The organism is Microbacterium sp. che218, from assembly GCF_040436305.1.
Taxonomy (GTDB): Bacteria; Actinomycetota; Actinomycetes; order Actinomycetales; family Microbacteriaceae; genus Microbacterium; species Microbacterium algihabitans.
Genome location: NZ_AP031501.1, coordinates 742,777 through 754,723 on the forward strand (window position 1 = coordinate 742,777; position 11,947 = coordinate 754,723).

The following is an 11,947-nucleotide window of genomic DNA, read 5'->3' on the forward strand; positions in this document are numbered from 1 at the left end:
AGGGGCTCCCGGATGCCACGCGGCCCCTGTGGAGAGTGCCGGAGCGCCCCCGCGCGAGTCGTGCGCGGCGATCCCCGAGACCTACCCCGATCGTCGTGGCGCGCCGCGCGGAGACGAACGCCCTACTTCCCCGCGACCTCCGCGTAGAGCGCCGCGGTGGTCTCCGCGATGGCCGCCCAGCTGAAGTCCTCGACGGCTCGCGTGCGACCGGCTTCTCCGTAGGCCCGGGCGGTGTCGGCATCCGAAACGACCTCCGTCAGCACACGGGCGAGATCGTCGACGAACCGCTCGGGATCGACGGGCGTTCCGGTCCCGTCCTGCACTTGCTCGATCGGCACGAGTCGCCCGGTCACTCCGTCGACGACGACCTCGGGGATGCCGCCGGTCGCCGTTCCGACGACCGCTGCACCGCACGCCATGGCCTCGAGGTTCACGATGCCCAGCGGCTCGTACACGGAGGGACAGACGAACGTCGTGGCCGAGGTGAGGATCGCGCTGAGCTCGTTGCGGGGCAGCAGCTTCTCGATCCACACGACCCCGTCGCGGGTGGCCTGGAGCCCGCGGACGAGCTCCTGCACCTCGGCCATGATCTGCGGGGTGTCGGGGGCGCCGGCGCACAGGATCAGCTGCACCTCGGGCGGCAGCTGCTCGGCCGCGCGCAGCAGGTACGGCAGCCCCTTCTGACGGGTGATGCGACCGACGAAGACGACCGAGGGGCGCGACGGATCGATCCCCTGCGACGCCAGGAACGCGTCATCCGACACCGGATGCCACGACTCGGTGTCGATGCCGTTGTAGATGACCCGCACCTTGGCGGGATCGAGCGCCGGGTAGCTGCGCAGGATGTCGTCGCGCATGCCGGAGCTCACCGCGACGACCGCGGCAGCGCCCTCGTAGGCGGTCTTCTCGATGTAGCTCGAGACGGCGTAACCGCCCCCGAGCTGCTCGGCCTTCCAGGGGCGCAGCGGTTCGAGGCTGTGCGCGGTGACGACGTGCGGGATGCCGTGCAGCAGAGAGGCGAGGTGCCCGGCGAAGTTCGCATACCACGTGTGCGAGTGCACGACGTCGGCGCCGGCGATGTCGGACACGATCTCGAGATCGGTGCCGAGGGTCTGAATGGCGCCGTTCGCGGATGCCAATTCCGCGGGCACTCCATAGGAGGTGACGTCCACTTCGTCACGGTCGGCGCCGAACGCGCGGACCTGCACTTCGGTACCCTCGGCGCGCAGGGCCTTGACGAGCTCTGTGGCGTGGACTCCGGCTCCGCCGTAGATCTCCGGCGGGTATTCCTTGGTCACGATGTCGACGCGCATGACACGAACCGTAGTACAGCGAAAGGCGCGCCGCAGACGTGTTTCCGCAGCCGCATCCGCCCCTTAGTGTGGTGCCATGCCTGCAGCGCCGAAGGTCTTCGGAATCATCCTCGCCGGCGGCGAGGGAAAGCGACTCATGCCCCTCACGGCCGATCGCGCCAAACCCGCCGTTCCGTTCGGCGGCCAGTACCGCCTGATCGACTTCGCCATCTCGAACCTCATCAACTCGGGGCTGCGGCAGCTGGTCGTGCTCACGCAGTACAAGTCGCACAGCCTCGACCGCCACATCTCGCAGACGTGGCGCATGTCGCCGATGCTCGGCTCGTACGTCGCGTCGGTCCCCGCCCAGCAGCGACTCGGCAAGCGCTGGTTCTCGGGCTCGGCCGACGCGATCCTGCAGTCGATGAACCTCATCCGCGATGAGAAGCCCGACATCGTCGTCGTCATCGGTGCCGACCACGTGTACCGCATGGACTTCAAGCAGATGCTCGACGCCCACATCGCCTCGGACGCGAAGGCCACCGTCGCCGGCATCCGTCAGCCGATCTCGCTCGCGAACCAGTTCGGCGTCATCGACACCGACCCCAGCGACCCGACGAAGATCCGCGCCTTCCTCGAGAAGCCGCAGAGCCCGGCGGGCCTCGCCGACTCGCCGCACGAGGTGCTCGCCTCGATGGGCAACTACATCTTCGACGCCGACGCCCTCGTCGACGCCGTCACGCACGACGGTGAACTGCCGACCTCGGCCCACGACATGGGCGGCGACATCGTCCCCTACTTCGTCGACCGCGGCGAGGCGGCCGTCTACGACTTCCAGCGCAACGACGTGCCCGGGTCCACGCCCCGCGACCGGTCGTACTGGCGCGACGTCGGCACGATCGAGTCGTTCTACGACGCGCACATGGATCTGATCTCGACCCTGCCGATCTTCAACCTCTACAACAACGACTGGCCGATCTTCTCGCAGACCTTCAACGCCCCTCCGGCGAAGTTCGTGCGCGACTCGGTCGGGCGCATCGGCAACGCGATCGACTCGATCGTCTCGCTCGGCTCGGTGCTGTCGGGAACCCACCTCGAGCGCAGCGTCGTCGGCCCGTGGGCCCTCGCGGGCGGCGGATCGACGATCACCGACTCCGTGCTGTTCGACAGCGTCCAGGTGGGTGCGGGAGCGCGGATCCACCGCGCGATCCTCGACAAGAACGTGGTCCTCGAGCCCGAGGCGACCATCGGCGTCGATCGCGAGCGCGACCTCGCCCGCGGTTTCACCGTCACCGAGACGGGCATCACCGTCGTCGGCAAGGACGTGCACGTCCACGCCTAGTCGTGACGTGCGGCTCCGGATGCCGAGAAGCTCCGGATGCGAAGAGGGGGCGGTGACCGCGAAGGTCGCCGCCCCCTCTCGCTCAAAGAGGTGAAAGGTCAGGAGCTATCAGCCCCGCGGCAGACACCCACGCGCTCGCACGCGTCGCGCGACACTCGGCCTGCCCGGTACCCGTTCAGCTCCGCGTCAGACGCCCACGCGCTCGAACGCGTCGCGCGAGATGCCCTTCTCGAGCACGACCTTCGACCACTCCTTGGCCGTGTGCAGGCTGTGGTCGCGGTAGTTGCCGCAGCTGAACGCGTCGGTTCCGGGGACGTCGTCCCACTGGACGTCGTCGACGATCGCGCGCAGCGAGTCGCTGATCGCATCGACCAGGGCGCCGACCTCGGGTTCGCCCCACATGATGACGTGGAAACCGGTGCGGCATCCGAAAGGCGAGATGTCGATGAGGCCGTCGATGCGGTCGCGCACGAGGCTCGCGAGCAGGTGCTCGATGGTGTGGAGTCCGGCCGTCGGGATCTCCTGCTCGTTGGGCTGCACCAGACGCAGATCGAAGTTGGAAATGACGTCGCCGCGCGGGCCCGACTCCGTGCCGATCAGGCGGACGTACGGCGCCAAGACGGCGGTGTGGTCGAGGGTGAAGCTTTCGACATCGGCCATGAGGGGGTCCCTTCTCAGGAGTCGGCGGTGCGAAAAGCCTACGCGGGGCCTCCGACATCGCCGCCGCGCATGACGCCGTGCGACGGGAGCGACGTCGCGCTGAGGCGACCGGCCGTGGACCGCACGACCCCCGACTCACCCGCTAGGGTCGAGCGCGTGCCTGCGCCCGCTCGTTTCCTCGTCGTGCTCGACGCCGACTCCACTCTGATCCGCAACGAGGTCATCGAACTCCTCGCCGACGAAGCCGGCCGCGGTGCCGAGGTCGCCGCGGCGACCGAGGCGGCCATGCGCGGCGAGGTCGACTTCGCAACCAGCCTGCGCTCGCGCGTCGAAGCTCTCGCCGGCGTCTCGACCGAGGCCTTCGCCCGCGCGATCGCACGCATCGAGCCGACCCCCGGCGTGCGCGAACTCATCGAGGCGGTGCACGAACGCGGAGGGACCGTCGGAGTCGTCTCCGGAGGCTTCCACGAGGTGCTCGACACCATCGCGCCCGACCTGGGGGTCGACGTCTGGCGCGCGAACCGGCTCGTCGCCGATGACGGTCGCCTCACCGGCGAGGTCGACGGCGAGATCGTGGATGCCACGGCCAAGGCCGACACGCTCCGCCGCTGGGCCGAGGAGCACGGCGTCCCCCTGCGGTCGACGTTCGCGATCGGCGATGGGGCGAACGACCTCGAGATGATGAAGACGGCCGGCCTCGGTCTGGCGTTCAATGCGAAGCCCGCCGTGCGCGAGTGCGCCGATCTGGTCGTCGGCGACGTGGATCTGGCGCAGGTCATCGCGCTCCTCCCCCGCTGACGCACGGATCCTGCGCGGACCCACGGCGCGCGGATGCCGTGAGGCTCTTTGCCCGCGGGGAGGACAGGAGCGCGCGAACTGACGCCTGATCTGCCGTTTCTCGGGAGCACTGGCCGATGTCGGAACCCCGCCCTACGCTCGGAACATGGACGTCATCCTCGTACCCGGACTCTGGCTCACCGCGTCGTCGTGGGACGACATCGTTCCCGCTCTGGAGGCGGCAGGGCATCGCCCGCACCCCCTCAGCATGCCCGGCCCCGCGGTCGGCGACCTCGTGACCGACGACTGGGTCGACGCCGTCGTCACCGAGATCGACCGTCTCGATCAGAGCGTCGTGCTCGTCGGACACTCCGGCGGGGGCAACGTCGTCTGGGGCGCTGCAGACCGACGCCCCGACCGCGTCGCACGGGTCGTCCTCGTCGACACGATCGTGCCCCACCCCGGCGCGATGATCTCGGAGTTCCCCGTCGAAGACGGCGTCGTACACTTCCCCGGATGGGAGTTCTTCGATGCCGACGACACCGCCGACATCGACCAAGAGACCCGAACCCGCACGGCGACGCAGGTTGTCGACGTACCGGGCCGTGTGCCGACCTCGCCCCTCACCCTCAGCGACGAACGGCGCTTCGAGGTGCCCGTGACGGTGCTCTCGGGCCAGCTCGACGCCGAGTCGCTGCCCCGCGTGCTTGCCGATTGGGGCGCGTATGCCGACGAGTTCGGCAAAATCCGCGATGTCGACATCGTGCGGCTCGGGTCGGGTCACTGGCCGCAGTTCTCGCAGCCCCAGAAGTTTGCCGAGAAGCTGGTCGCCGCCATGCGCTGAGAGGCGCATCGGCTCGAGAAGCCGACCGACCGAGCGTCCCTCCAGCCGCGCCAGGGTTAGTGCCCCACGCCGACGCGGTGGGGCGTCGGGTTCGGGGACCGTCGCCCTGGGGCGTCGGGGTCAGTGACCCATGCCGAGGCCGCCGTCGACGGGGATGACCGCGCCCGAGATGTAGGCGGCGTCATCTCCGGCGAGCCAGGTGACGACGCCCGCGACCTCGTCGGGCGAGGCGAAACGACCGGCGGGGATGTTCTTCTTGTACTCCGCCTGCGTGTCGGCGGGGAGCTCGGCCGTCATGTCGGTCTCGATGAATCCGGGAGCGACGACATTGGCGGTGATTCCGCGACCGCCCAGCTCGCGCGTGAGCGAACGGGCGAAGCCGACGAGGGCGCTCTTGGACGCTGCGTAGTTGATCTGTCCGGCCGAGCCGTAGAGGCCCACGACGCTCGAGATGAGGATGACGCGACCCCACCGCGCCTTCAGCATGCCCTTCGAGGCGCGCTTGACGACGCGGAACGCTCCGCCGAGGTTGGTGTTGACCACGCTGTCGAAGTCGTCCTCGCTCATGCGCAACAGCAGGGTGTCCTTGGTCACCCCGGCGTTGGCGACGACGACGGCGATCGGTCCGAGCTCGGCCTCGACCTGCGAGAACGCCGCGTCGACAGCAGCAGCATCGGTGACGTCGGCGCGCACGGTCAGTGTTCCCTCGGGGCCCTCGCCCGAACGGGCGGTGACGGCGACCTTCCAGCCCTCCGCCACGAAGCGCTCGGCGATGGCGCGACCGATCCCCCGGTTTCCTCCGGTGACGACGACGACGCGGTCCTGAGACATGGTGAGACTCCTGCGCTTGCGGGTGACGGAACCGGCCCAGCCTACCGACGACCGGGCCGGGACACCGCGAGCACACCGAAGCAACGACAGCCCGCCCGACATCTCGCCGCCCAGCCGTTCTCGACTCAGCCGTTTGACACGGGTGGAGACGCGCTGGAACGCTGGGGAAGACCGCGACGAAAGGGACTCCCGTGAGCGACGACCGCACGACCGATCCGAACCAGCCCGGATACACCGACGGCTCCTCGCCCTCGAACGACGCCCCCTCCGCGTCGCCCTACGCCCCGCAGAGCGACACCGACTCCACGAGCGCCACCGCGAGCGGCGACAGCGACGCGACAGCATCCGGAACCACGGCATCCGGGACCACGGACTCCGGACACACGGCATCCGCAACCACGACTCCCGACGCCCCCGCCTACGGCGCTCCCCCGGCTCCGCCGTACGGCGCCCCCGATGCCCCGTCGGCACCTCCCGCGCCGCCCTACGGCTCGGCCTACGACGCTCCCGCGCCCGACGCCGCGGCATCCGCTTACGGCTCGGCCCCCGCGGCACCGGCCTACGACCAGCAGGGGTACGGGCAGCCGGCGTACGGCCAGCAGGCCTACGGGCAGCAGGCTTACGGTCAGCCCGCCTACGGCCAGGCGTACGGTCAGCAGGCCTACGGACAGCAGTACGGCTACACCGCGGCGCCGAAAACCAATCTGCTCGCGATCCTGTCGCTGATCGCCTCGATCGTCGGTTTCGTCATGTTCCTGCCCGTGATCGGACAGATCGCCGGCGTCATCATGGGGCACATCTCGCTCAAGCAGATCAAGACCACCGGAGAGCGCGGCCACGGCATGGCCCTCGCCGGTCTGCTGATCGGCTACATCAGTCTCGTTCTGATCGTCCTGTTCATCATCGGCATCTCGATCCTGGTCGCCTCGACCGCGAACTCGACCAGCTCGGGCTACGGCGTCTGACACCCCCGTCGCGCATGACGAGCCGCCGAACGCGCTGCGTTCGGCGGCTTGTCATGACGTCGAACAACCGGTACCGCAACCCCGCCCCGTGACCTTCCTGCGGGCGTACCCTGAGACCACTGTGAAGACATCGCATCGAGCCCAATCCGCGACGTCGCTTCCCCAGGCTCCCCGGGATGACGCCGACACCCGTTTCGCCAAGTACATGGTGATGATGGGTATCCGTATCGCGTGCTTCATCGCCATGGCGGTCATCACCCCGTACGGCTGGTACACCTTCGTCTTCGCCGCCGGGGCGATTTTCCTCCCCTACCTCGCCGTCATCGTCGCCAACGTCGGCCAGGACGCCTCCGACCGGACCGTCATCAACCCCGAACGCGCGATCGAGGCCCCGGTGCCGCCCACGGCGACCGTGGCCCCCGCCGAGGGCCCGATGGTCATCCGCATCGCCGAGACCCCGCGTCAGGATCCCCCGCGAGACGACCGCCCGTGACCGCGTCGACGTCAGCGGGAAGCGCGCGCGTCGAATGCTCTCGAGCCGGATGCCGTGACGACGCCGTCTGGGCTGTGCACTGGCGCAACCCGCGCATCCATGCCGCCGACCGCCGCAAGACCTGGGTCGCCTGCGACGCGCACGTCTCGTACCTGCGCGAGTTCCTGAGCGCCCGCGACTTCCCCGTGCGGGTGGAGGCCCTGTCGAACGAACCGGCGTGAGCGCCGCGCCGACCGACGTACCCTGGATGATGTGACCGGAGGATTCGACGACGCAGCGCGAGACGGTGCCGGGTGGTCGATCGTCAGCCGGTCGTCGGACTCCCGCGGCACCCGGGGCGTTCTCGATCTCGCCGGTCGTCGAGGACACCTCTCATGAGCCGTCGCGAGACCCCCGCCGCCGCACGCTGGGCGATGTATGTCGGCGTGGCCATTCTCTTCGCGATCGCCTGCGGATTCCTCTCCAACTGGCAGTTCTCCCGCAACGCCGAGCGCACCGAGCAGCTCGAGCTCGTCGCGAACAACTACGACGCCCCGCCCGTCGCCCTCGGAGACCTGCTCGCCCCCGGGGCGCAGCTGACGCCATCCGACGAGTGGCGCCCGGTGCGCATGCAGGGCAAGTACCTCACCGACGAGCAGCTCCTCGTGCGCAACCGCGCGCACGGCGGCTCGGCCGCGTTCGAGCAGCTCGTGCCGTTCCGCCTCGTCGACGGGCGCACCTTCCTCGTGGATCGGGGATGGCTTCCGCCGGGAAACCAGCAGTCCGTCCCCGACGTGATCCCGGACCCGCCGTCGGGTCAGGTGACCGTCGAAGTACGCCTCCGTCCCGAAGAGGCCGCACCCACCTCGGGTCGCAGCGCCGACCCGGGTCAGGTGCCGACCATCAACCTGGGCCTCGTCGCCGAGCAGACCGGCCCCCTCGAGCCCGGCGCCTACGGCCTGCTCATGTCGGAGACGCCCGCACCCGCGACCGCGCCGAACACGGTGGATCCGCCCAGCAACGACCCCGGCCCCTACCTGTCGTACGCGGTGCAGTGGATTCTGTTCGCCGTCATGGGCTTCGGCTTCATCACCTACGTCATCGTCAACGAACGCAAACTGCGCCGCGAAGAAGCGGAAGACGCTGAAGAAGAGGGTATCGAGCTGATCGAGACGACCCCCGAGCCCGAGAGCGTTATGACCGAGAAGCGACGCGTCGACCCCGTGGCCCTGCACCGCGCCCGCAAGCGCCCGCGCGACCGCGACGCCGACGACGAAGACGCGCTCCTCGACCAGCGCTGAGCAGAACCGGCAGGATGACGACATGCCCGTCATCGTCCGTCCTGCGAACCCCGACGACCTCGCCGCGGTCCGACTGATCGGGATCCTGAGCTGGCCACCCACTTACGGCCCCGCGCGCGGCGCGGAGCACGTCGTCGCCGGACTCGACCGGTACTGGAACGAAGAGGTCATCGGGTCCGCGATCAGCGAGGGACGCATCGATGTCGCGTCCGATGAGGGCGACGTCGCCGGAATGGCGGAGGTCGACCGTCTGGGCAGCGACCTCGTCCTCTGGAAGCTCTACGTCGCGCCGGATCACCAGCATCGTGGGATCGGTCGCCTTCTCATCGCGTCGGCGAAGGCGCGCGCTCGCGCGAACGGCGGCGACCTCGTCACCGAATACGACGTCAGCAACCCGACGGTGCGCGGCTTCTATCTGCGCGAGGGGTTCACGGACGATGTCGCACCGTGGCCCGGCACCGACGCCGTGTGGATGCGTTGGGCGCCTCGCTCCACACCAGCCTGATCGGATCCGCGTCGCCCCTGCTCCAGATGACCGCGACAGCGCCCACCGCGAGGACGAGCCCGGTTACGCCAGCGTGATCAGATCCGCGTAATCGCGGCCCCAGATGTCTTCGACACCGTCGGGCAGGATCAGCACGCGCTCGGGGTTGAGCGCCTCGACCGCCCCCTCGTCGTGCGAGACGAGGACGACGGCACCCTCGTAGTGCGACAGGGCGCCGAGGATCTCTTCGCGCGAGGCGGGGTCGAGGTTGTTCGTGGGCTCGTCGAGCAGCAGCATATTGGCCGACGACACCACGAGCGTCGCGAGCGACAGGCGCGTCTTCTCTCCACCCGAGAGCACACCGGCGGGCTTCAGCACGTCATCCCCGACGAAGAGGAACGACCCGAGCACCTTGCGGGCCTCGGTCGCGGTGATGTGCGGCGCCGACGACATCATGTTCTCGAGCACCGAGCGATCGACGTCGAGGTTCTCGTGCTCCTGCGCGTAGTAACCGATCTTGAGTCCGTGACCGGGCTCGAGCTGTCCGGTGTCGGGCTGGTCGACGCCGGCGAGGATGCGCAGCAGCGTCGTCTTCCCGGCACCGTTGAGGCCCAGGATGACCACGCGCGACCCGCGGTCGATCGCGAGGTCGACGTCGGTGAAGATCTCGAGCGAGCCGTACGACTTCGACAGACCAGATGCCATGAGCGGGGTCTTGCCGCACGGTGCGGGCTTCGGGAAACGGAGCTTGGCGACGCGCTCGTCCTGACGCACGTCGTCGAGGCCCGACAGCATCTTCTCGGCGCGCGCGACCATCTGGTGCGCGGCCGCGGCCTTCGAGGCCTTCGCGCCGAAGCGCGCGGCCTGCAGCTGCAGCGCCGTGGCCTTCTTCTCGACGTTGACGCGCTCCTTCTTGCGGCGCTCCTCGTCGGCCACCCGCTGGCGCAGGTAGTTCTTCCAGTTCATGTTGTAGACGTCGATGACCTGGCGGTTCGCGTCGAGGTAGAACACGCGGTTGACGGTCTCGCCCACGAGCTCGACGTCGTGCGAGATCACGATGAGCCCGCCCTTGTAGCCCTTGAGGAACTCGCGCAGCCACACGACGCTGTCGGCGTCGAGGTGGTTGGTCGGCTCGTCGAGGATCATCGTCTGCGCGTCGGAGAAGAGGATGCGCGCGAGCTCGATACGGCGACGCTGACCACCCGAGAGGGTCTTCAGCGGCTGGTCGAGGATGCGGTCGGGAAGCGACAGGTTGTGCGCGATCGACGCCGCTTCGGCCTCGGCCGCGTATCCGCCGGCCGATTCGAACTCCTCGGTGAGGCGGCCGTACTTCTTCATCGCCTTCGCCGCGACGGCGGGGTTGTCGTCGCCCATCGCCATCGACGCCTCGTGCATGCCGAGGGCGAGCGAGCCCAGCCCGCGGGCGTCGAGGATGCGCGTGCGCGCGAGCATCTCGGGGTCGCCCGAGCGGGGATCCTGGGGCAGGTAGCCGAGCTCACCGGAGCGGTCGACGCCCCCGTTGGAGGGCAGCAGGTCGCCGGCGAGCACCTTGGTGAGGGTGGTCTTTCCGGCGCCGTTGCGTCCGACGAGGCCGATCTTGTCGCCGTCGGAGACGCGGAACGCCACGTCTGACATGAGCACGCGGGCACCCACGCGGATCTCGAGGTCGTGCACGGCGAGCACAGCGAACGTCCGTTCTTCGGGGATGGGGAAGCAGGCCGACATGGCCAGCCACCCAGTATAAGACGCGCCCCTGCATGCCCGCCGACAGCCGAATCCCCCGAGCCCGCTCCCGCCCGCGGGAGGGGGCGCAAGGGTCGACGAACATCCCGGATGCCGTTGTCTCGGCGTCGAGACGAAGGCCCGGGTCCAGCGGCATCCGGGTTTGCGTTCTCACCCGAGGTCTGACCTAAACTAAGCCTATCCTTACCTAACACGCAGGAGGCTCTTCGTGTCCCGATTCCGCGCTCTGGCGGCACTCGCCGTCGGTTCCGCCCTCGTCCTCACCGGCTGCGCCGGCACCTCGGCCGCCCCCGGAGACGAGGCGGCGCAAGGCTCCGACGACGTCTTCCCCGTCACCGTCGACAGCGCTCTCGGCCAAGCGGTCATCGAGAAAAAGCCCGAGCGCGTGGCCACCGTCGCGTGGTCGAACCAGGAGGTCCCCCTCGCTCTCGGCATCGTGCCGGTCGGCATGGCGAAGGCCACGTGGGGCGACGACGACGGAGACGGCATCCTCCCCTGGGTCGAAGACAAGCTGACCGAGCTCGGCGGCGAGACCCCCGTGCTCTTCGACGAGACCGACGGCATCGACTTCGAGGCCGTGGCCGACACGCAGCCCGACGTCATCCTCGCCGCCTACTCGGGACTCACGCAGGAGGACTACGACACGCTGTCGAAGATCGCGCCCGTCGTCGCCTACCCCGACGCCGCGTGGGGCACCACCCTCGACCAGATGATCCAGCTCAACTCCAAGGCCCTCGGTCTCGAGAGCGAGGGTGAGGCCCTCATCGAGCAGATCAAGACCGAGTCGCAGGCGGCCTTCGACGCCCACCCCGCTCTCGCCGAGGTCGCGCCCCTGTTCGCGTTCACCGACCCCACCGACCTCAGCACCATCACCTACTACACCTCGCACGACCCCCGCGCGGGGTACCTGCATGAGTTCGGCATGCCCGAGCCCGAGCAGGTGACCAAGACCTCGAGCGAGATCGACGCGTTCTACAGCGACATCTCCTCGGAGCAGGCCGACGTCTTCAACGATGTGGGGCTGTGGATCACCTACGGCAACACCGACGGCTCGACCCTCGCGCAGCTCCAGGCCGACCCGCTCCTGTCGAAGATCCCCGCCGTGGCCGCCGGCCACGTCGCGGTGCTCGAAGACGGCACGCCTCTCGCGGCCTCGGCGAACCCCTCTCCCCTCTCGGTGAGCTGGGGCCTGTCGAAGTACCTCGACGTGCTGACCGCCGCCCTCGGCTGATCCCC

General features: G+C 69.1%; 13 protein-coding genes. 9 read left to right on the plus strand and 4 right to left on the minus strand.

Annotated features, from left to right (window positions below):
- Positions 1-122: 122 nt before the first annotated feature.
- The gene (gene glgA / locus ABXS86_RS03535; protein ID WP_353665641.1) at positions 123-1,313 is read right to left on the minus strand and encodes a glycogen synthase; all 1,191 of its coding nucleotides are present in this window, start codon (positions 1,311-1,313) and stop codon (positions 123-125) included.
- Between the two features lie 76 nt (positions 1,314-1,389).
- Here glgA and glgC point away from each other — a divergent pair, with 76 nt between their 5' ends.
- Complete coding sequence (gene glgC, locus ABXS86_RS03540) at positions 1,390-2,634, plus strand: glucose-1-phosphate adenylyltransferase (RefSeq protein WP_353665642.1); 1,245 nt, start codon at positions 1,390-1,392, stop codon at positions 2,632-2,634.
- 186 nt (positions 2,635-2,820) lie between these two features.
- Here glgC and ABXS86_RS03545 read toward each other — a convergent pair whose 3' ends face one another.
- On the minus strand, positions 2,821-3,294 hold the full coding sequence (locus ABXS86_RS03545; RefSeq protein WP_251507429.1) for an S-ribosylhomocysteine lyase: 474 nt from the start codon (positions 3,292-3,294) through the stop codon (positions 2,821-2,823).
- 156 nt (positions 3,295-3,450) lie between these two features.
- Between ABXS86_RS03545 and serB the strand changes: the two genes are divergently transcribed.
- Together serB and ABXS86_RS03555 are read left to right on the plus strand one after the other, a co-directional pair.
- The gene (gene serB, locus ABXS86_RS03550; RefSeq protein ID WP_353665643.1) at positions 3,451-4,092 is read left to right on the plus strand and encodes a phosphoserine phosphatase SerB; all 642 of its coding nucleotides are present in this window, start codon (positions 3,451-3,453) and stop codon (positions 4,090-4,092) included.
- Between the two features lie 145 nt (positions 4,093-4,237).
- Entirely contained in the window at positions 4,238-4,915 is a 678-nt protein-coding gene (locus ABXS86_RS03555) for an alpha/beta fold hydrolase (protein ID WP_353665644.1), read from the plus strand.
- Between the two features lie 120 nt (positions 4,916-5,035).
- Here the strand turns inward: ABXS86_RS03555 and fabG are convergent, their stop codons facing one another.
- On the minus strand, positions 5,036-5,746 hold the full coding sequence (gene fabG / locus ABXS86_RS03560) for a 3-oxoacyl-ACP reductase FabG (protein ID WP_251507436.1): 711 nt from the start codon (positions 5,744-5,746) through the stop codon (positions 5,036-5,038).
- Between the two features lie 191 nt (positions 5,747-5,937).
- Between fabG and ABXS86_RS03565 the strand changes: the two genes are divergently transcribed.
- The 5 genes from ABXS86_RS03565 to ABXS86_RS03585 all read left to right on the plus strand — a co-directional run bounded on the left by ABXS86_RS03565 (position 5,938) and on the right by ABXS86_RS03585 (position 8,989).
- Positions 5,938-6,711 (plus strand): DUF4190 domain-containing protein, encoded by a 774-nt coding sequence (locus ABXS86_RS03565; protein ID WP_353665645.1) that lies wholly within the window; start codon positions 5,938-5,940, stop codon positions 6,709-6,711.
- A 211-nt stretch (positions 6,712-6,922) separates the two neighbouring features.
- Complete coding sequence (locus ABXS86_RS03570; RefSeq protein WP_373459142.1) at positions 6,923-7,204, plus strand: DUF3099 domain-containing protein; 282 nt, start codon at positions 6,923-6,925, stop codon at positions 7,202-7,204.
- A complete protein-coding gene (locus ABXS86_RS03575; protein WP_307210806.1) occupies positions 7,201-7,425 on the plus strand; it encodes a hypothetical protein in 225 nt (74 codons plus the stop codon). The genes ABXS86_RS03570 and ABXS86_RS03575 overlap by 4 nt, the downstream gene beginning before the upstream one ends.
- Before the next feature lie 153 nt (positions 7,426-7,578).
- Complete coding sequence (locus tag ABXS86_RS03580) at positions 7,579-8,484, plus strand: SURF1 family protein (protein ID WP_353665647.1); 906 nt, start codon at positions 7,579-7,581, stop codon at positions 8,482-8,484.
- A gap of 22 nt (positions 8,485-8,506) precedes the next feature.
- Positions 8,507-8,989, plus strand: a complete 483-nt coding sequence (locus ABXS86_RS03585; protein WP_353665648.1) for a GNAT family N-acetyltransferase — start codon at positions 8,507-8,509, stop codon at positions 8,987-8,989.
- A 63-nt stretch (positions 8,990-9,052) separates the two neighbouring features.
- On the opposite strand, the gene ABXS86_RS03590 is transcribed toward ABXS86_RS03585, so the two are convergent.
- Complete coding sequence (locus ABXS86_RS03590; RefSeq protein WP_353666223.1) at positions 9,053-10,651, minus strand: ABC-F family ATP-binding cassette domain-containing protein; 1,599 nt, start codon at positions 10,649-10,651, stop codon at positions 9,053-9,055.
- Positions 10,652-10,919: 268 nt separating this feature from the next.
- Between ABXS86_RS03590 and ABXS86_RS03595 the strand changes: the two genes are divergently transcribed.
- On the plus strand, positions 10,920-11,942 hold the full coding sequence (locus ABXS86_RS03595) for an iron-siderophore ABC transporter substrate-binding protein (RefSeq protein WP_154096725.1): 1,023 nt from the start codon (positions 10,920-10,922) through the stop codon (positions 11,940-11,942).
- Positions 11,943-11,947: the final 5 nt, after the last annotated feature.